The organism is Mesorhizobium sp. WSM4849 (assembly GCF_055811385.1).
Map to the genome: position 1 here is coordinate 19371 of NZ_JBVVPW010000009.1, position 17482 is coordinate 36852.

Sequence of the window (17482 nt, forward strand, 5' to 3'; positions counted from 1 at the left end):
GGATGTTTGTCAACTGAACAGCCGCTTCTGGCGCCGCCTGCGCGTGCCGATCGGCGACACGGAAGGCAGAAAACCACCCTGAGCTGCCCTACGCGTCGGGTAGCAAGCGTCAGGCTTTCACCACTAGTGGCGGCGAGCGAGCGTCAATTCTTCGGCCGCGGGGGCTCCAGGATCAGCCATTTGATGATGCCCATAGCCGGCAGCACCCAGAGCATGCCGCTGAGCAGGAAGAACAGGAAATGCGCCCACGGTCCCGATTCCGCCAGTTGGGCGACCGCCACGATCGATGCGACCAGCGCATAGACGATGACCAGCGCCACCAGCAGGAAGGTTCCGATCAGCTTCTTCAGGCGAATGGGCATTTCGCGATCCGGTTGATCCCTATCGCTTAGGCCCAACGGAAGAGGCACGCAACAGCCAAGAAGCGGCGCGACGGCGTGCCGCGCTGTCCGGTCTTGCCAGCGGGGTTGCGATGGTTCACCAATCCGCGACTGCAACCTGCCGGGACAAGCCTATGGCTGCCATATCAGCTGCCGCGCCTTTCGTGGCCCGCGACCGCGACCTGCGCAACCGGGCGCTGGTGCGCGGCTGGCTCTACGTCGTGCTTCTGGTGCTGTTCTTACTGGTGCTGGTCGGCGGCGCCACCAGGCTCACCGAGTCCGGCTTGTCGATCACCGAATGGAAGCCGATCCACGGCATCATCCCGCCGCTCAACGACGCCGAATGGCAGGAGGAGTTCCAGCGGTACCAGCAGATCCCGCAATATGCCGAGCTCAACAAGGGCATGAGCATCGAAGCGTTCAAGTCGATCTTCTGGTGGGAATGGGTGCACCGGATCCTGGCGCGCGGTGTCGGCGTGGTTTTTGCCGTGCCGCTGGTGTTCTTCTGGGCGACGCGTCGCATCGAGCGCGGGCTTGGGCCGAAACTGATCGGGATTCTTCTTCTCGGCGGCCTGCAGGGCGCGATCGGCTGGTGGATGGTGGCGTCCGGGCTGGTCGACCGGGTCTCCGTCAGCCAGTACCGGCTGGCGACGCATCTGACGCTGGCCGCGCTGATCTTCACCGCGACCATGGTGGTCGCGCGTGGATTGGCCCCACACTCCGCGCCCGCCGCCGATCGTTCGACGCAGCGTCTGGCCGGCTTTCTGGTGTTGCTGGCACTGATCCAGATCTATCTCGGCGGGCTGGTCGCCGGCCTCGATGCCGGCCTGAGCTACAACACCTGGCCGCTGATGGACGGCAAGCTCATCCCCGGCGATGTGTTGATCCTCGAGCCGGCATGGCGCAACTTCTTCGAGAGCCCGAAGACAGTCCAGTTCATCCACCGGCTCGGCGCCTACACGATCTTCGTCGCAGCACTTTGGCACATGATCGCGACGCACCGCCGCCAGCCAGGCACGACGCATGCGCACCGCGCGACGTTGTTGTTTCTGCTGGTGCTGGCGCAGGCCTTGATCGGCATCGGCACGCTGCTGATGCACGTGCCGCTGCACATGGCGCTGATGCATCAGGCATTTGCGCTTGTCCTGCTGGGTTTCGCCGCAGCGCATTGGCGCGGCACCAAGGGCGCTTATCCCATGCCCAACCAGATCGCCGTCAGAGGCTGAGCCGCACAGTCCTGATCGCCGTGGCAATGGATAATTCGCGGCTTTCCTCGATCGCGTTGCCATCCTCATGATGCCATGACGCCGACAGGCAGCCATAGGCGATGGCGTGATCCAGAATGGCTGGCGGCGTCTGGCCGAGCGTCTTGGCGAAGATCTCGGCCATGTGGGCAATCCGCCGGGGATCACGGCAAAGATCGTCGCGGTCGAGCGGGTTGTAGAACATGTTCGCCGCATCGAAGCCGGGATCGCCGAGAACGCCCTTCGGGTCGATCGCCAGCCAGCCGCGCGGTCCCAGCATGATGTTGTCGTGATGCAGGTCGCCATGCAGCGGCAGCACGTCGACAGGATCGACCAACAGCCGTTCCGCGGTCGCAGCCGCTTCGACATAGAGGCTCTTTTCGCCGGCGTCGCGATCGATCTTCGCATTCTTGAACAGGCTGGAAAACCGTACCCGCAGCGGCTGCAGATCCGGTGGGGCAGGGTGGTCAGATGGCGAGAACAGTCTTGCCATCACTTCGGCCGCGATTGCTGTGGCGGCATTGTCTCCCTGCTCGGCGAGAACCTGTGACAGCAAGGTTTCGCCGGCATGTTCGAGCAGCATGCAGTGACCGTCGCGGCCGAGCAGCCGCACCGCGCCTTCGCCGCGCCGCCAGGCGAGAAAATGCTCGCCGCGCAACTCGTCTTCGACATCGTCGAAAGGTTTGAGGGCCTTAACGATCGCCGGCGAGCCGTCCGCGCGAACAACCTTCCAGACGCGGCTGCTGAACGTCTCGGCAATCAGTTCTGGCGCGTTGACCTTCCAGCGTTTTGGAAATGCCGGAGCGTCCATTCAGGGCTTGAGGCCGAGCATCAGATCCATGTTCTGTACGGCAGCACCCGAGGCGCCTTTGCCGAGGTTGTCGTAGACGGCGAGCAGCAGCGCCTGGGCCCTGTCGTCGTTGGCGAAGACATAGAGCATCATCCGGTTGGTGCCGTTGTAGATTTCGGGATCGATCTCCGGCACGCGCTCAAGCTGCACATAGGGCGCCACCTCGACCACGCCGCCATCGATAGCGGCGAAATGGTCGGCAATCGCCGCATGGAGCTCGGCGCCGGTCGGCACATAGTCGAGGCCGCCGAGCTGCAGCGGCACCACGGTAATCATGCCTTGCGCGAAATTGCCGACCGCCGGCTGCATGATCGGATCATGCGACAGCTTCGCATAGGTCCTGAGCTCCGGCACATGCTTGTGCTGCAGGGTCAGCCCGTAGGGCAGGAATTCCGACGCATCCTCGCCCTTGGCGACATAGTCCTCGATCATCGGCCGGCCGCCGCCCGAATAGCCCGAAATGCCGTTGACGGTAACTGGAAAATCCGGCGGCAACAGCCCGGCCGCGACCAGCGGCCTGAGCGTCGCGATCGGACCTTGCGGCCAGCAGCCCGGATTGGCGACGCGCTTTGCCTTGGCGATTGTCTTCGCCTGATCCTTGTCCATTTCGGCAAAACCATATTCCCAGCCGTCGGCCACGCGATGCGCGGTCGAGGCGTCGATGACCTTGGTTGTGTCGTTGGTGATCAGCGAGACGCTTTCCTTCGCGGCTGCGTCCGGCAGGCAGAGGATCGCGACATCGGCGGCGTTGAGGAACTCGGCTCTAGCTGCCGGTTCCTTGCGGCGCTCGGTCGGAATGGAGATGATCTCCAGGTCGCCGCGCTCGGCAAGCAGCGCCCTGATCTGGAGACCGGTGGTGCCGTGCTCGCCGTCGATGAAGATTTTCGGTTTCATTGCCTGCCTTTAATTCCTGATAGTTATATGCCGCCTGCCTGATTCAATGCGGCAACGACGTTATTGCCGCTGTTCAGCTCTTCGAGTCGGGCCTTTCGTTCCGCCAGCAGCCCGAGATAGTGCATGGCCACCGTCGACCCGGCAATTGCCGTTATATCGGCGTGATCATAGGCCGGCGCAACCTCCACGACATCGGCGCCGACGATATCGACCTGATTGATCTGGCGCAGCACCGACAGGATTTTTGCCGAGGACGGCCCACCGGCGACCGGTGTGCCGGTGCCGGGCGCGAAGGCCGGGTCCAGGCAATCGATATCGAAGGTGACATAGGCCTTCTTGCCGCCGGTGCGGTCGACGATGGCATAGGCGATATCGGACGCGCGCATTTCCTCGACTTCGTGGCCGTACAGGATCTTGATGCCGAAGGTGTCGGGTGCATGGGTGCGGATGCCGATCTGGATCGAACGGTCGGGATCGATAATCCCCTCCTTGACCGCGCGGCCGACGAAGGAGCCGTGATCGATGCGCTTGCCATCGTCCGGCCAGGTGTCCTGATGGGCGTCGAACTGGACCAGGGCCAGCGGGCCGTGGATGGCGGCATGCGCCTTGAGCAGCGGCCAGGTGACGAAATGGTCGCCGCCGAGCGATAGCAGGAAGGCGCCGGATTTCAGGATCTTTGCCGCCTCGCGCTCGATCGTCCCAGGCGTCTTCTGGTGATTGCCGCTGTCGAGCAGGCAATCGCCATAGTCGACCACGGCGAGATGTTCGAACAGATCGCGCGAAAACGGGTATTGCGGATCGTTGTCGAGGATGGTCGAGGCGCGGCGAATCGCCTGCGGTCCGAAACGCGCGCCCGGCCGGTTGGTGACGGCGGCGTCGAAGGGGATGCCCCACACCACCGCGTCCGCGCCCTTCACGTCCTTCGTGTATTTGCGTCGCATGAACGACAGCGCGCCGGCATAGGTCGGCTCGAAGGACGCACCTGTCCTGGCCCGGGCGGTGAAGGCGTGGTCGATGTTGGTGTTCGGCATGAAGGTCTCCTGTGCGTCGAGGCGCAACCTTATTGGATATAATTCCCAGAAATGCGACCCCCTCCGAGGCCATGGCCATTCGAGCTCGGTCACAAATTCTTGCTTGCCAGGTGAGCCCGCATGGCAAACCCGGAAATTGCGTAGGTAAGCATGTATGCAACCGAAAGTAGAAAGCCATGCCCTCATCGGATGGCATCGGCCGGGAGCGGAACAGATATGGGCGCGCGCCACCCGGCCAAACCGACCGCTACGGCGGCGGCATCGATCTCGTCGACCTGATTGCTGGCGACCTGCTGATTGCCGTCGGTTCGAGATTGCAGAACGGTCGCTTCAGCCGGCATTGACCTGACTTTTCGGCATTTGCGAAGCCGGCTTCGTTCACTGGGCTGTCACGTGCGTCGCTTAACCGGGTTCCCATCCGGTACGGAGCGATTCTCATGCAAACGACCTGGCTGAACCTTCTGCTTTCTGCCGCCCTGGTGCTCGTCACAGGCTCGGCATCGGCAGGCGAAACACGCGCCAGACAGATTCTCGACCGTTTCGAACACGCCAACCAATGGCGCGACCATGTCATGGTGGCGGCACACCGCGCCGGCAGCATGCAGGCCCGCAAGACGCTCTATGCGGAGAACTCGATCGCCGCCGTCGAGGCATCGATCGCGCTTGGTGCCGAAATCGTCGAGGTCGACGTCAGGCGCTCCAAGGACGGCGAGTTCGTCGTCATGCACGACAGCTGGCTCGACCGCACGACGAACTGCAAGGGCGAGGTGGTCAAGCGCACGCTGGCCGAACTCAAGACCTGCAGACTGGTGATCGAGGGCACTGGCGCCGTCTCCGATGAGCCGGTTTCGACGCTGCGCGAGATGCTGGTGGCGACCAAGGACAGGATCCTCATTAACATCGACAACAAGCTCGACGTCGACAGCCTGGCCGGCATGATCGCAGTTGCGCGCGACCTGGGCATGGCCGAGCAGGTGATCGTCAAGGAAAACCTGTGGAACCCGGCCAGGATCACCACTGTCAAGGCCGCCATGGGCGCGATCGGCAGCGGTTTCCAGTTCATGCCGATCATCGCCGACGACGCGGTTCGTGACGCCGGTTTCGCCGAGAAAGTCAGCGGGATATTTTCGCCGCGTGCGGTCGAGATGATCAACTGGCGGGCCGGCGCGGAGACGTTGACCGACACCGGCGGTCCGCTGTTCAGCCCCCGCATGCGCGCGGCGGCGATAAGGGGCGACTGGCACATCTGGGCCAATACCTACGCTATCGTCAACAAACCGGGCGGCTTCCTTGCCGGCGGTCGCGGCGACGAGTTGGCGGTGCTCGCCAGTCTGCCGCGCGAGACGTACGGCTTCTGGGCCGAGCGCGGCGCCACAATCATCCAGACCGACGAGCCGAAAGCGGCGATCGATTGGCTGGCGGCAAACGGCTACCGCGTGCCATATTCTGATGAGGCGCGACCAGCGGAGCCGGCGAACACCGCGAGCATCAACTAGACGTGGTGGCTGAAGCTGCCTCGCCCCCTTGTGGGGGAGATCGGCTCGTTGCCGCTTTCGCCAATCCTCATGCAGCCATCGCCACGCCGTCCAGCTCCCTGACGGCATCCTTGGGCAGATCGAGTTCGGCTGCGGCGAGGTTCTCCCGCAAATGCGCGACGGACGAGGTGCCGGGGATGAGCAGAATATTGGGCGCGCGACCGAGCAGCCAGGCGAGCGCGACCTGCATCGGCGTGGCGCCCAGGCGCTGAGCGACGCCGGATAGGGTAGACGACTGCAGCGGGTTGAAGCCGCCGAGCGGAAAGAACGGCACATAGGCGATACCGTTGCGGGCGAGTTTTTCGATCAAGGCATCGTCGCCCCTGTGCGCCAGATTGTATTGGTTCTGCACGCAGACGATCCTGGCGATCCGTCGCGCCTCTTCGATCTGCGCTGACGTGACATTGCTTAGCCCGATGTGACGCACCAAACCCTGCCGCTGCAACTCGGCCAGCACAGTGAACGGCGCCTCGATCGACCCTTCGGCAGGGCCATGCGCGTCGAACATGATCCTGAGATTGACCACGTCCAGCACGTCGAGCCCGAGATTGCGCAGATTGTCGTGCACCGCCTGGGTCAGCGCTTCGGCCGAGAAGGCCGGCAGCCATGATCCGTCTTCGCCGCGCCGGGCGCCGATCTTGGTGACAATGACGAGGTCGTCCGGATAGGGCGCGAGCGCCTCGCGGATGAGCAGATTGGTGACGTGCGGCCCGTAGAAATCGCTGGTGTCTATGTGATTGACCCCGCGCGCAACGGCTTCGCGCAGCACGGCCAAGGCTGCGTCGTGATCTCTGGGCGGACCAAATACGCCGGGTCCTGCGAGCTGCATGGCGCCGTAGCCGAGCCGTTTCACGGTGCGGTCGCCGAGAGTGAATGTGCCGTAATTGTCGGTACTGGACATGGTCTATCTCCGTTCAGGATGACGCTGAGATAGGCGCTGTCCGATCTCACGATAATTGGGTACATTCCGCACGGGCTGTACGGAATATCGAACAATGAAGATCGACCTCGGAGACCTGAACGCCTTCGTGGCCGTAGCGCGGGCCAAGGGTTTTCGCGATGGCGCCCGCGCCAGCGGCGGCAGTGCGTCGGGCTTGAGCGAGGCGGTGCGCCGCCTCGAGACGCAGCTCGGTGTCAGGCTGCTCAACAGGACGACCCGCAGTGTCGTCCTGACCGAAGCGGGTGCGAGCTTGCTGGCCCAGCTCGGCCCAGCCTTGACCGAGGTGGAATCGGCCCTCGACGTTGTGAATGGCTTCCGCGACAGGCCGGCAGGTACGTTGCGCCTTAATGTGCCGGTCAGCGCGGCGCGGCTGGTGCTGCCCAGCATCGTCCCAGGGTTTCTCGCTGCCTATCCCGGCATCCGGCTGGAGGTGATCGCCGAGGAGAGCTTTGTCGACGTGCTGGCGGCAGGCTGCGATGCCGGGATCCGTTACGACGAGCGGCTGGAACAGGACATGATCGCGGTGCCGATCGGACCGCGCCTTCAGCGCTTTGCCACCGCCGCCAGCCCTGCCTACCTTGACCGCCATGGCCGGCCGGAACACCCGCGCGACCTTCTCGGTCACGCCTGCCTGCGCGGCCGCTTCGCCAGTGGTGCGATGCCGCCGTGGGAATTCGAGCGTGCCGGCGAGGTGGTGCGGGTCGATCCGACGGGGCCGCTTCTCGTGACCCTGGGTGGAGCGGCCGATCTCGCCGTCGATGCCGCTATCGCCGGTACCGGCATTGTCAGCCTGTTCGAGGACTGGCTTCGCCCTCACTTTGAGAGCGGTGTGCTCGAACCCGTCCTCGAACCTTGGTGGCAGAGCTTCCCCGGGCCGTTCCTCTATTATCCCGGCCGGCGTCTCGTGCCAGTGCCGTTGCGGGCGTTTATCGACTTCATCAAAGTACCGGCCGATCGTTCCTAAATTTGGGCCAGGTTAGTATCACCAAAAGAAAAGGCCGCCCGGAGGCGGCCTTTTCGAATGTCTGAAGCTGCGCAGTGCTTAGCGCTTCGAGAACTGGAACGAGCGGCGGGCCTTCGCCTTGCCGTACTTCTTGCGCTCGACGACGCGGCTGTCGCGGGTCAGGAAGCCGCCCTTTTTGAGCACGGCACGCAGCGCCGGCTCGTAATAGGTCAGCGCCTTGGAGATGCCGTGACGCACGGCACCGGCCTGGCCGGAAAGGCCGCCGCCGATGACCGTGGCGACGATGTCGTACTGGCCGGCGCGGTTGGCGGCGATGATCGGCTGGTTGAGGATCATCTGCAGGACCGGGCGTGCGAAATATTCGGCGAACACCTTGTCGTTGACGACGATCTTACCGGAGCCGGGCTTCACCCAGACACGCGCGATGGCGTTCTTGCGCTTGCCGGTGGCATAGGCGCGGCCCGACTTGTCGAGCTTCTGGACATGGACGGGTGCCGCCGGCTGCGTGTTGGTGTTGCCGGTGGCAGTTCCGAGTTCTGCGAGCGAGGAAAGCTCAGCCATTTTACGAAACCTTCTTGTTCTTGGCGTTCAGCTTGGCCACGTCGAGCGTGACGGGCTGCTGGGCGACATGCGGATGTTCCGTGCCTGCATAGACGCGGAGATTCTTCATCTGGCGACGGCCGAGCGGGCCACGCGGGATCATGCGTTCGACGGCCTTCTCGACGACACGCTCGGGGAAACGGCCCTCGAGCAGCTGGCGCGCGGTGCGCTCCTTGATGCCGCCGGGGTGGCCGGTGTGCCAGTAATAGACCTTGTCGGTGAATTTCTTGCCGGTGAACACCACCTTGTCGGCGTTGATGACGATGACGTTATCGCCGTCGTCGACATGCGGGGTGAAGGTGGGCTTGTGCTTGCCGCGAAGATGATTGGCGATGACAGTGGCGAGACGGCCGACGACGAGACCCTCGGCGTCGATCAGCACCCACTTCTTCACCACATCCGCAGGCTTCTGCGAAAAGGTTGCCATGGATTGTTGCTTTCGGTTCGGACCTTCCCCATCGACGAACGACAAGGAAAAGCGTTTCTTGTTGCTTGGATTGACGCCGAGCGCTCGCCCGCCGCCAATAACAAAACGGCGGCCTTTGGCGGGCCGCTGTTCCGTGAGGGCTTATAGGCGAGGGGGAGATAGCACGTCAAGGCGAATTAAAAGACGCGTAGCTCAGAAAATGAAGCAAAAACAAAGGATTGAATAATAGGTACTATTTTACCACACTGATCTAGTGTTAATTGCGGTGCAGAATCTGGCCTTAGTGCTTTGCCTCGATTTCCTTACGGGCCGCGCTGGAGAGGAACGCAGATCGCGTTATGCCGCGTTCGCGCGCTGCGATGTCGATCGCCCGCAAAACGCCGCGCTCGAAAGTCACGTTTGCCCTGACGACGGCGCTGTCATTGTCGATGAGCGGCACCGAGACCAGATAGGCTCCTTCGGCGAGCGCGTTGCGTATGTCGGGAAGCGCGACAATCGCTTCATGGTTGGACGGCTCTGGAACGGGCATATCCTCTGCCCACAATTGCAAGGCTTCAACGGCATTGGGCACGATGTCTTCCGCCGCGTCCGCAGCCGAAAAGCAGCCGGGAATGTCCGGAAAGCGGATGCCGAATGCGCTGCCGGGATCTTTGTCGACCAATGCGAAATAGTTCTTCATTTGCAATCTCCAGGACGCTCGTCCTTACCAGCCTGCCTGCTTGGCGATCGCGCGAGCGGTACGGGTTGGCAGATTCTTCTCGGGATGCGGAACGATCAACACAATCTCGCCCTTTCGGAATTTGTGATGCGAGCCGCGTATGGAAATCAGTTCGAAACCATCGTCTTTGAGACGCTTCACGATCTTGCGGCTGTCACGTTCCAGCAAAGGTCACCTAATGCGCACATATATACACATCAACCGGAAATTCAATTGTCAAGATGGCGACCGCTTCGGCGGGATCGAATAGGTTCCCGTCGCGTGCGCAACCGTATGTCCCTCCGGTCCGGCGACGATGTCGATTTCGAACACCATCAGGCTCTTGCCCAGCTTCAGGATCCGGCAATGGCCGTCGATCGGTCCCGCCTCGGCTTTGCGGACGAAATTGATGTTGAGATTGGTGGTCACCGAAAGCGCATCCGGCCCGGCATGCGAAAGCACGCAGACATAGCCGCCAATGTCGGCCAGCGTGAACAGCGACGGGCCCGACACGGTTCCGCCGGGGCGCAAATGCCGCTCGTCGGCATTCAGGCGCACCGTGCAGCCGCCCGGAAACACGTCGATCGCCTCGTAGAAGGTGAACTGGTCGTTGAGCTGCGGATAGACGGTCTCCATCAGCGCATTGACTTGCGCGGCAGTCAGCATCGGCTTGAGATTGTTTTGGGCGGGCATAGGCGGTTTCCTATATACGGCGCCGTAGGGCCGGCGGTCTCAAGGCGAGGGCGCTTGGCTGAGGCCGCGCAGCCGAGAAAACACGTCTCAAGGCTGTTCTTCAATCGGTAGCGTGCTAGTTCTTTTGTTCCATGGCCCGCGAATCCGATGCCCGCTGGCCGATGAAGAGGTTGGAGACATGGCTGAAATCGTCGCCATCAAGCCGGCTGTTGCCGAAGGTCCTGTTGTCGCGAGGCTGGACAAGGGCGTGCTCCGCCTCACGCTCGCCAATCCGCCGGCCAATGCCCTGTCGCTGGCGGTGATGGCGGCGCTGACGGCGGAGCTCGACCGCGCGAAATCCGACAGATCCGTCCGGGTCATCATCCTGGCGGCGACCGGAAAGGTGTTCTGCGCCGGACACGACCTCAAGGAAATGACCGCGCGCCGCGCCGACGCCGATCGCGGCAAGGCATTCTTCGAGGAGACGTTTTCCGCTTGCGCGGCACTGATGCAGGCGATCGTGCGCCATCCCAAGCCGGTGATCGCCGAGGTCGATGGTCTGGCGACGGCGGCCGGGGCGCAACTGGTCGCGAGCTGCGATCTGGCGATCGCCTCGCATGAGGCGGCCTTCTGCACGCCGGGCGTCAATATCGGCCTGTTCTGCTCGACGCCGATGGTGGCGCTGTCGCGCAACGTCTCGCGCAAGCAGGCGATGGAGATGCTTTTGACCGGCGAGACGATCGATGCGGCGACGGCCAAGGAATTCGGCCTGATCAACCGCATCGTGCCGCGCGAATATCTGAATCAGATTGTCACCAAATACGCGCAAACCATTGCTGCCAAATCGGCTTTGGTGGTGAAGACCGGCAAGGAGGCCTTCTACGCGCAGGCCGAGATGGGGCTGGCCGAGGCCTATGCCTATACCGGCCGCGTCATGGTCGACAACATGCTGGCGCGCGACGCGGAAGAGGGCATCGGCGCCTTCATCGGCAAGCGCAAGCCGGAATGGACGGACGAATAGACATGGAGGAATAGACATGGAGCCTCGCATCTCCATCGTCACCATTGCCGTCGACGATCTCGAGCGCGCCACACGCTTCTACGAGGCGATGGGCCTGACCCGCCATGCCGGGATCACCGACGGCGTCGCCTTCTTCCAGATGGGCGGCGTCATTCTCGGGCTGTTCCCGCGCGAAAGCGCCGAAGCGGATTCAGGCATCACCTTCGGCCCGGCGCCGTCGGCGATCTACCTCGCCTACAACACCCGCTCGGACACTGAAGTCGATCACGTGCTTGCGATGGCCGAGAAGGCCGGCGGCCGCATTGTCAAGCCGGCCGGCCGCGCCTTCTGGGGCGGCTGGTATGGTTATTTCGCCGACACGGAAGGGCATGTCTGGGAGGTGGCGCACAATCCGGCTTTTCCAATCGCGGAAGACGGCAGCATCTCGCTGCCGGGCTGATCGCTCTGCCAGATGGCATATCGCAAGCAACTGACGCGACTGAAGGCTCCCTATCTCAAGCGCATCCTGATCGAGCCGGCGCGGGTCGAAAATTGGGAAAAATATCCCTGGAACCTGCCGATCTTCCGCGGCCACGATTTCGAACTCGAATTCACCACGCCGATCACCATCATCGTCGGCGAGAACGGCACCGGCAAATCGACATTGCTCGAGGCGATCGGCGCGTTGGCCGGATACGATGAGGCCGGTGGCGGCAAGGGCTACATGCCCATCGACCACTCCCGCGCCATCGACAAGAGCGGCGCGGCGCTCGCCGCCACGCTGCGCGGCCACTGGCTGCCGAAGGTCACCGCCGGCTGGTTCTTTCGCGCCGAATCTTTTTACTCCGTGGCCCGCTATCTCGATCAGGCCGCCATCGACGCCCATGCGGCGCCGCCCGATTTCCTGTCCTGGTCGCATGGCGAGGGTTTCATCCGGTTCTTCGAGGAGCGCTGCCGCCGGCAAGGTATCTACATCCTAGACGAGCCGGAAAGCGCCTTGTCGCCGACGCGCCAGATCGAGCTTCTCAAGATGCTGCGGCGGATGGATCTATCAGGCACGGCGCAAGTGATCATGGCGACGCATTCGCCGCTGCTGATGGCCTGTCCCGGCGCGCGGCTGTTCCGCATCAGCCGGTTCGGCCTCGACCCGACCGATTTCCACGACACCGATCATTTTCGCATGATGCGCAGTTTCTGCAACGACCCGGATGGTTTTCTCGCCGAAGCTCTGTATGAGGACGAGGCATGAACCACGACGCCTACGACAATGCCTATATCGCCGGCATCCTCAATTCGGTGAAAACCATCGCCATGGTCGGTGCGTCCGCCAATGATGTGCGGCCGAGCTACTTCGTGTTGAAATACCTGCTGGGCAAAGGGTTTTCGGTTTTCCCGATCAACCCCGGCCAGGCCGGCAAGGAAATCCTTGGCCGGATGACCTATGCCAGGCTCGCCGATGTTCCCGAGCCGATCGATATGGTCGACGTGTTTCGCGGCTCGGCGGCAGTGCCGGGCGTCGTCGACGAGGTCTTGCGGCTCGACCCGTTGCCGAAAGTCATCTGGATGCAGCTTGGCGTGCGCCACGACGAGGCGGCCGCGCGCGCCGAGGCCGCCGGCATCAAGGTGGTGATGAACCGCTGCCCCAAGATCGAATATGGCAAGCTGTCGGGCGAAATCGGTTGGACCGGCGTCAACTCAGGCGTGTTGTCGTCGAAGAAGCCGCTGATGCGGCCGGGATTCCAGAGTTTTGGCGTCCGCCAGAAGTAGGTAGTGAATGGTGAATAGTGAATAGAAGGATTTTTCTGGAAGGCGGGCAAAGCGGCATATGAGCCGCTTGCAATCAGAATGGGGCTGGCCGACTTTGCCATTCACCATTCACCATTCACCATTCACCATTCACCATTCACCATTCACCATTCACCATTCAGGGGAGATCTTCGATGACCCGCACGCCCGGTTTCAACACGCTCGCCGTCCATGCGGGTGCCAAGCCCGATCCGGCGACCGGCGCGCGTGCCACGCCGATCTACCAGACGACCTCCTTTGTCTTCGATGATGCCGATCATGCCGCCTCGCTGTTCGGGCTAAAAGCCTTCGGCAACATCTATACCCGGATCATGAACCCGACGCAGGCGGTGCTGGAAGAGCGTATCGCGGCGCTCGAAGGCGGCACGGCGGGGCTGGCGGTGGCGTCGGGCCATGCCGCGCAGGTGCTCGTCTTCCATAATCTGATGCAGCCCGGCGACAATTTCGTCGCCGCGACAAGGCTTTACGGTGGCTCGATCAACCAGTTCGGCCACGCCTTCAAGAATTTCGGCTGGCAGGTGCGCTGGGCCGACACCAACGACATCTCGACCTTCGAAAGCCAGATCGACGAAAAGACCAAGGCGATCTTCATCGAGAGCCTGGCCAATCCGGGCGGTGTCTTCGTCGACATCGAGAAGATCGGCGACATCGCCCGTAAACACAGCCTGCCGCTGATCGTCGACAACACGCTGGCCTCGCCCTATCTGGTGCGCCCGATCGAGCATGGCGCCGACATTGTCGTGCATTCGCTGACCAAGTTCATCGGCGGCCACGGCAATTCGATCGGCGGCGCCATTGTCGACGGCGGTACCTTCGACTGGTCGAAATCCGGCAAATATCCGATGCTGTCGGAGCCGCGCCCCGAATATGGCGGCCTCGTCCTGCACGAGACCTTCGGCAATTTCGCTTTCGCCATTGCCGCGCGCGTGCTCGGCCTGCGCGACATGGGCCCGGCGATCTCGCCCTTCAACGCATTCCTGATCCTGACCGGGCTGGAAACCCTGCCGCTCAGGATGCAGCGCCATTGCGACAATGCGGTCACTGTCGCCGGCTGGCTGTCCAACCACCCGAAGATCGCCTGGGTGTCCTATCCCGGCCTGCCCAGCGACAGCAACAATGCGCTGCAGAAGAAGTACTCGCCGCTTGGCGCCGGTGCGGTGTTCACCTTCGGCCTGAAGGGCGGCTATGCGGCGGGCATCAAATTCGTCGAGGCGCTCGAACTGTTCTCGCACCTCGCCAATGTCGGCGACACCAAGTCGCTGGTCATCCACCCGGCATCGACCACGCATCGGCAACTGTCGGACGAGCAGAAGGTCGCCGCCGGCGCTGGGCCGGATACGGTCAGGCTCTCGGTCGGCATCGAGGATGTCAACGACATTGTCGCCGATCTGGAACAGGCCCTCGCCAAGGTTTGATCCCCGCTGGAAGGAGTTTCCATGACTGCGCCGAAATTTCTCTCGGTCGATATTGAAAGCGTCGAACCGGAACTTGGTGCGCCGGCGCCGGATCGCCTGATTTCAGGCGATCCAAAATTCCGCACCTGGAATGTCGAGGAGCAGGACGGCGGGCTCTATGCCGGCATCTGGGAGGCGACGCCGGGCAAATGGCGCATCGAGTATGACGAGTGGGAGTTCTGCCACATCCTGTCGGGCGTCTCGGTGATATCAGAGGACGGCGGCGAGGCGCGCACCGTCAGGGCCGGCGACAGTTTCGTACTTAGGCCGGGGTTTAAGGGAAGCTGGGAAGTGCTTGAAACGACTCGCAAGGAGTATGTGATCAAGCTTTGATCACCGTCCGGTGTGCACGACGAGCGTTTCCAGCCCGTGGAAATGATAGGTATCGCGGAAGCGCGGCTGTTCGGCAAGATGGAGCTGGGGTAGGCGCTCGAACAAGGTTTTCAGCGATACCTGCAATTCGAGCCGGGCGAGCGGCGCGCCGATGCAGAAATGAATGCCGGCGCCGAACGAGACGTTCTTCTGGTCCGCACGATCCGGCCGAAAGGCGAGGGGCTCGGCAAACGCAGCCGGGTCGTGGTTGGCCATGCCGAGCAGCAGGCCGATCGTCTCGCCCGGCCGCACGATCACGCCTGGCCCGGCCTCGATCTCTTCATAGGCATAACGCGTGAACATGTGCAGCGGCGCGTCGAAGCGCAGGCATTCCTCGACGGTCGCTGCGGTCGTTTCCGCGGACATGAAGAAGCGGCGCGGGTCGCCGCCTTGCGCAAGGATCGAGCGCACCGCATTGCCGGTCTGATGGACGGTTGCCTCGTGGCCGGCATTGAGCAGCAGGATAGCCGAGGACACCAGTTCATCCTCCGAGAGTTTTTGGTTGTCCTCCTGCGCCGAGATCAGCAGCGACAATAGATCGTCGCCGGGGTTTTTGCGCCGCTCGGCAACATAGCCGCGCAGGAACCCCGAAAAGTCGCGCGCGGCGCGATTGGCCGTCTCTTCCGTTTCGCGCGTGCGGCCGTGCATGTACATGGCGACCATCTGATGCGACCAGCCGAGCAGTTGCGGCCCCATCTCGACCGGCACGCCGAGCATTTCGGCAATGATGGTGATCGGCAAAGGCGATGCGAAAGCCGGCAGCAGGTCGACCTGGTCCGGTTCGAAACGGTCGATCAGCTCGTTGGCCAGCGCCTCGACGCGCGGCCTGAGGCGCTCGACCTGACGCGAGACGAAGGCGCGGTTGACCAGCGTTCTGAGCCTGGTGTGAACGGGCGGTTCCAGCTCCAGCATCGAATTGGCCTCGATACCGTCGAAGGCGTTGAGATGCGTGCGATCCCGGCCGATGCCGCTTCTGTCCGGGATGCCGGCCGGGTTCTGGCGGCCGAAGCGGCGGTCGCGCAGCAGCCGGCTGACGTCGTCGAAGCCGCCAAAGCACCAGAAGCCGAACTCTTCCCAGAAGAAGGCGTTCGATGCGCCATGCATGAAGGCATAGGCCTCATAGGGGTTCTGGAAGAAAGCAGGCTCGTGCGGGTCCAGTCGCACATGGCGGGTGCCTGGATCGAAGGCAAGATAGGTCAGCATCAATTTGGTCATGCCAGACAATTAACGCGGCTTGCCAGCTTGATGCCAGACCGTATGTTGGCGCCCGGCAATCTGATGCGTGTCGCCCAAAAGTGTGAAGCGGTTTTGGGACAACGACATGCACAAAAAAGCGTTGAGCCAGCCGGCGCGGCTGCGGAAAGACTGACTTGATGAATGTGATCGTGGTTGGCGCAGGCATTGCAGGGCTTTCGACGGCCTGGTCGCTGGCTAAGGCCGGGCACCGGGTCACGATCGTCGAGCAGGGGTCGATTCCCAATCCGCTTGCCGCCTCAGGCGACCATCACCGCATCATCCGCCGCGCCTATGGTGCAGCGGCGGGCTATGGCCGGCTGATCACCGAGGCCTATGAGGCCTGGGACGAGATGTGGGCCAATCTCGGCGAAAACCATCTCGACCGGCGCGGCTTCATCTGCATTTCGCGGGAGCCGGGAGACGAAGCCGAGGAATACCGCGAGGGCATGGAGGCCGGGAACTATCCGATCGAACTGTTCGAGCCGGACGCCGCGGCCAAGCGCTGGCGGTTCCTGCAGCCCGGCTCGTTCCGCTACGCGTATTTCTCGCCGGAGGGTGGCGCGCTGCATTGTCGCAAGATTGCCTCCCGCCTCGCCGAATGGCTGCGGAGAAACGGCGCCAATGTCTACGAAAACAGCAAGGTGGTGGAGGTCGACGCCGAGGCTGGCCGCCTCGTGCTTGAAAGCGGCGAGACGATGCAGGCCGACCGCATCGTGGTCGCCGCCGGCGCCTGGGTGCTGAAACTGTTTCCGGAACTGGGCGGCGACCTGAAGACCTGGCGCACCGCGCTCGCCTATGTCGAACCGCCGGCGGATCTGAAAGCGGCATGGCGTTCGGCCCCGGTCATCCTCAATGTCGGCGGCGCCGTCGACGGCTACGTGATCCCGCCGTCCGGCGGCGCCGGCATGAAATTCGGCTCAGGGCTGCACAAAGTGCCGACCAGCGACGCCGACTGGAACCGGCAGCCGGTGGCGGGCGAGGGCGAGGCGATCCGCGACCTGTTTTCGCCGCCGATCGCCCGTGTCGAGGAATACAAGGTCACCGAGGTCGCCACCTGCGCCTACACCTTCACCGCCGACGAAAAATTCCTGGCGCATGAGAAGGGCAAGTGCCTTGTTGTCTCGGCCTGCTCCGGCCACGGCTACAAATTCGGCGCAGCGGTCGGCCGGCGTGTCGCGGCTTGCGTCGACGACGGCGATTTCGGCGGGCTGAAGAAATGGCTGCGGGCGGAATAGTTTCCAATCGCCAACGCCAAACAGGCTAAAATCTGCAATGGCTGCTAGCCGCCTAGAGGGTAGAAGAAAAGCGCTATGGCTGCGATCGTAAGCAAAACGAAAAAGACGGCATATGCGTAGGCTGTCGTCGGTTCGGATGCGCTTT

At 62.9% G+C, this 17482-nt stretch carries 22 protein-coding genes; 11 read left to right on the top strand and 11 right to left on the bottom strand.

The genetic code is table 11. The features are described from left to right. Positions 1–143: 143 nt before the first annotated feature. Positions 144–362 (bottom strand): DUF2842 domain-containing protein, encoded by a 219-nt coding sequence (locus AC0L3L_RS11665; protein ID WP_029353452.1) that lies wholly within the window; start codon positions 360–362, stop codon positions 144–146. 152 nt (positions 363–514) lie between these two features. Between AC0L3L_RS11665 and AC0L3L_RS11670 the strand changes: the two genes are divergently transcribed. After that, positions 515–1606, top strand: a complete 1092-nt coding sequence (locus AC0L3L_RS11670) for a COX15/CtaA family protein (RefSeq protein ID WP_473637664.1) — start codon at positions 515–517, stop codon at positions 1604–1606. On the opposite strand, the gene AC0L3L_RS11675 is transcribed toward AC0L3L_RS11670, so the two are convergent. Genes AC0L3L_RS11675 through speB form a run of 3 tightly spaced genes read right to left on the bottom strand, consistent with a single transcriptional unit; the run spans position 1596 to position 4399 of the window. Next, a complete protein-coding gene (locus AC0L3L_RS11675; RefSeq protein ID WP_473637665.1) occupies positions 1596–2435 on the bottom strand; it encodes an aminoglycoside phosphotransferase family protein in 840 nt (279 codons plus the stop codon). The two genes, AC0L3L_RS11670 and AC0L3L_RS11675, sit on opposite strands and share 11 nt — an antisense overlap. Further along, positions 2436–3368 (bottom strand): N-acetyl-gamma-glutamyl-phosphate reductase, encoded by a 933-nt coding sequence (gene argC, locus AC0L3L_RS11680; protein ID WP_473637666.1) that lies wholly within the window; start codon positions 3366–3368, stop codon positions 2436–2438. Between the two features lie 23 nt (positions 3369–3391). Next, complete coding sequence (speB, locus tag AC0L3L_RS11685; RefSeq protein ID WP_473637667.1) at positions 3392–4399, bottom strand: agmatinase; 1008 nt, start codon at positions 4397–4399, stop codon at positions 3392–3394. 176 nt (positions 4400–4575) lie between these two features. Between speB and AC0L3L_RS11690 the strand changes: the two genes are divergently transcribed. After that, a complete protein-coding gene (locus AC0L3L_RS11690) occupies positions 4576–4743 on the top strand; it encodes a hypothetical protein (RefSeq protein WP_473637668.1) in 168 nt (55 codons plus the stop codon). A 93-nt stretch (positions 4744–4836) separates the two neighbouring features. After that, entirely contained in the window at positions 4837–5895 is a 1059-nt protein-coding gene (locus AC0L3L_RS11695; protein WP_473637669.1) for a glycerophosphodiester phosphodiesterase family protein, read from the top strand. A gap of 67 nt (positions 5896–5962) precedes the next feature. On the opposite strand, the gene AC0L3L_RS11700 is transcribed toward AC0L3L_RS11695, so the two are convergent. After that, entirely contained in the window at positions 5963–6835 is an 873-nt protein-coding gene (locus AC0L3L_RS11700) for an aldo/keto reductase family oxidoreductase (RefSeq protein ID WP_473637670.1), read from the bottom strand. A gap of 94 nt (positions 6836–6929) precedes the next feature. Here AC0L3L_RS11700 and AC0L3L_RS11705 point away from each other — a divergent pair, with 94 nt between their 5' ends. After that, on the top strand, positions 6930–7838 hold the full coding sequence (locus tag AC0L3L_RS11705; RefSeq protein WP_473528366.1) for a LysR family transcriptional regulator: 909 nt from the start codon (positions 6930–6932) through the stop codon (positions 7836–7838). A gap of 78 nt (positions 7839–7916) precedes the next feature. Here AC0L3L_RS11705 and rpsI read toward each other — a convergent pair whose 3' ends face one another. The 5 genes from rpsI to AC0L3L_RS11730 form a co-directional block, all read right to left on the bottom strand. Further along, positions 7917–8399, bottom strand: a complete 483-nt coding sequence (gene rpsI, locus AC0L3L_RS11710) for a 30S ribosomal protein S9 (RefSeq protein WP_023717316.1) — start codon at positions 8397–8399, stop codon at positions 7917–7919. Position 8400: 1 nt separating this feature from the next. After that, the gene (gene rplM, locus AC0L3L_RS11715; protein WP_023798353.1) at positions 8401–8865 is read right to left on the bottom strand and encodes a 50S ribosomal protein L13; all 465 of its coding nucleotides are present in this window, start codon (positions 8863–8865) and stop codon (positions 8401–8403) included. 280 nt (positions 8866–9145) lie between these two features. Next, positions 9146–9544, bottom strand: coding sequence for a type II toxin-antitoxin system HicB family antitoxin (locus AC0L3L_RS11720; RefSeq protein ID WP_473637671.1), 399 nt, complete (start codon positions 9542–9544; stop codon positions 9146–9148). Positions 9545–9568: 24 nt separating this feature from the next. Continuing rightward, positions 9569–9748 carry a type II toxin-antitoxin system HicA family toxin gene (locus tag AC0L3L_RS11725; protein WP_473637812.1) on the bottom strand — a complete coding sequence of 60 codons (180 nt, stop codon included), beginning with the start codon at positions 9746–9748 and terminating at the stop codon, positions 9569–9571. Between the two features lie 51 nt (positions 9749–9799). Next, a complete protein-coding gene (locus AC0L3L_RS11730) occupies positions 9800–10255 on the bottom strand; it encodes a PaaI family thioesterase (protein ID WP_473637672.1) in 456 nt (151 codons plus the stop codon). Between the two features lie 178 nt (positions 10256–10433). Here AC0L3L_RS11730 and AC0L3L_RS11735 point away from each other — a divergent pair, with 178 nt between their 5' ends. The 6 genes from AC0L3L_RS11735 (at position 10434) to AC0L3L_RS11760 (ending at position 14827) form a co-directional block, all read left to right on the top strand. After that, on the top strand, positions 10434–11255 hold the full coding sequence (locus AC0L3L_RS11735) for an enoyl-CoA hydratase (RefSeq protein ID WP_473637673.1): 822 nt from the start codon (positions 10434–10436) through the stop codon (positions 11253–11255). Between the two features lie 16 nt (positions 11256–11271). Further along, positions 11272–11694 carry a VOC family protein gene (locus AC0L3L_RS11740; RefSeq protein WP_473528363.1) on the top strand — a complete coding sequence of 141 codons (423 nt, stop codon included), beginning with the start codon at positions 11272–11274 and terminating at the stop codon, positions 11692–11694. Between the two features lie 12 nt (positions 11695–11706). Continuing rightward, positions 11707–12483 (top strand): AAA family ATPase, encoded by a 777-nt coding sequence (locus AC0L3L_RS11745; protein ID WP_473637674.1) that lies wholly within the window; start codon positions 11707–11709, stop codon positions 12481–12483. Further along, complete coding sequence (locus AC0L3L_RS11750; protein WP_258117695.1) at positions 12480–13001, top strand: CoA-binding protein; 522 nt, start codon at positions 12480–12482, stop codon at positions 12999–13001. The genes AC0L3L_RS11745 and AC0L3L_RS11750 overlap by 4 nt, the downstream gene beginning before the upstream one ends. Before the next feature lie 173 nt (positions 13002–13174). Then, a complete protein-coding gene (locus AC0L3L_RS11755; RefSeq protein ID WP_473637675.1) occupies positions 13175–14455 on the top strand; it encodes an O-acetylhomoserine aminocarboxypropyltransferase in 1281 nt (426 codons plus the stop codon). A 21-nt stretch (positions 14456–14476) separates the two neighbouring features. Further along, positions 14477–14827: a cupin domain-containing protein gene (locus AC0L3L_RS11760; RefSeq protein ID WP_473637676.1), complete on the top strand. Its 351-nt coding sequence runs from the start codon at positions 14477–14479 to the stop codon at positions 14825–14827. On the opposite strand, the gene AC0L3L_RS11765 is transcribed toward AC0L3L_RS11760, so the two are convergent. Beyond that, positions 14828–16081 carry a cytochrome P450 gene (locus AC0L3L_RS11765; RefSeq protein WP_473637677.1) on the bottom strand — a complete coding sequence of 418 codons (1254 nt, stop codon included), beginning with the start codon at positions 16079–16081 and terminating at the stop codon, positions 14828–14830. 158 nt (positions 16082–16239) lie between these two features. Here AC0L3L_RS11765 and AC0L3L_RS11770 point away from each other — a divergent pair, with 158 nt between their 5' ends. Continuing rightward, on the top strand, positions 16240–17337 hold the full coding sequence (locus tag AC0L3L_RS11770; protein WP_473637813.1) for an NAD(P)/FAD-dependent oxidoreductase: 1098 nt from the start codon (positions 16240–16242) through the stop codon (positions 17335–17337). The last annotated feature ends 145 nt before the right edge of the window (positions 17338–17482 follow it).

Excerpts from the sequence above, each read along its gene's own strand:
- AC0L3L_RS11665 (WP_029353452.1), bottom strand. The coding sequence starts at position 362 with ATGCCCATTCGCCTGAAGAAGCTGATCGGAACCTTCCTGCTGGTGGCG.
- AC0L3L_RS11670 (WP_473637664.1), top strand. The coding sequence starts at position 515 with ATGGCTGCCATATCAGCTGCCGCGCCTTTCGTGGCCCGCGACCGCGAC.
- AC0L3L_RS11675 (WP_473637665.1), bottom strand. The coding sequence starts at position 2,435 with ATGGACGCTCCGGCATTTCCAAAACGCTGGAAGGTCAACGCGCCAGAA.
- argC (WP_473637666.1), bottom strand. The coding sequence starts at position 3,368 with ATGAAACCGAAAATCTTCATCGACGGCGAGCACGGCACCACCGGTCTC.
- speB (WP_473637667.1), bottom strand. The coding sequence starts at position 4,399 with ATGCCGAACACCAACATCGACCACGCCTTCACCGCCCGGGCCAGGACA.
- AC0L3L_RS11690 (WP_473637668.1), top strand. The coding sequence starts at position 4,576 with ATGCCCTCATCGGATGGCATCGGCCGGGAGCGGAACAGATATGGGCGC.
- AC0L3L_RS11695 (WP_473637669.1), top strand. The coding sequence starts at position 4,837 with ATGCAAACGACCTGGCTGAACCTTCTGCTTTCTGCCGCCCTGGTGCTC.
- AC0L3L_RS11700 (WP_473637670.1), bottom strand. The coding sequence starts at position 6,835 with ATGTCCAGTACCGACAATTACGGCACATTCACTCTCGGCGACCGCACC.
- AC0L3L_RS11705 (WP_473528366.1), top strand. The coding sequence starts at position 6,930 with ATGAAGATCGACCTCGGAGACCTGAACGCCTTCGTGGCCGTAGCGCGG.
- rpsI (WP_023717316.1), bottom strand. The coding sequence starts at position 8,399 with ATGGCTGAGCTTTCCTCGCTCGCAGAACTCGGAACTGCCACCGGCAAC.
- rplM (WP_023798353.1), bottom strand. The coding sequence starts at position 8,865 with ATGGCAACCTTTTCGCAGAAGCCTGCGGATGTGGTGAAGAAGTGGGTG.
- AC0L3L_RS11720 (WP_473637671.1), bottom strand. The coding sequence starts at position 9,544 with ATGAAGAACTATTTCGCATTGGTCGACAAAGATCCCGGCAGCGCATTC.
- AC0L3L_RS11730 (WP_473637672.1), bottom strand. The coding sequence starts at position 10,255 with ATGCCCGCCCAAAACAATCTCAAGCCGATGCTGACTGCCGCGCAAGTC.
- AC0L3L_RS11735 (WP_473637673.1), top strand. The coding sequence starts at position 10,434 with ATGGCTGAAATCGTCGCCATCAAGCCGGCTGTTGCCGAAGGTCCTGTT.
- AC0L3L_RS11740 (WP_473528363.1), top strand. The coding sequence starts at position 11,272 with ATGGAGCCTCGCATCTCCATCGTCACCATTGCCGTCGACGATCTCGAG.
- AC0L3L_RS11745 (WP_473637674.1), top strand. The coding sequence starts at position 11,707 with ATGGCATATCGCAAGCAACTGACGCGACTGAAGGCTCCCTATCTCAAG.
- AC0L3L_RS11750 (WP_258117695.1), top strand. The coding sequence starts at position 12,480 with ATGAACCACGACGCCTACGACAATGCCTATATCGCCGGCATCCTCAAT.
- AC0L3L_RS11755 (WP_473637675.1), top strand. The coding sequence starts at position 13,175 with ATGACCCGCACGCCCGGTTTCAACACGCTCGCCGTCCATGCGGGTGCC.
- AC0L3L_RS11760 (WP_473637676.1), top strand. The coding sequence starts at position 14,477 with ATGACTGCGCCGAAATTTCTCTCGGTCGATATTGAAAGCGTCGAACCG.
- AC0L3L_RS11765 (WP_473637677.1), bottom strand. The coding sequence starts at position 16,081 with ATGACCAAATTGATGCTGACCTATCTTGCCTTCGATCCAGGCACCCGC.
- AC0L3L_RS11770 (WP_473637813.1), top strand. The coding sequence starts at position 16,240 with ATGAATGTGATCGTGGTTGGCGCAGGCATTGCAGGGCTTTCGACGGCC.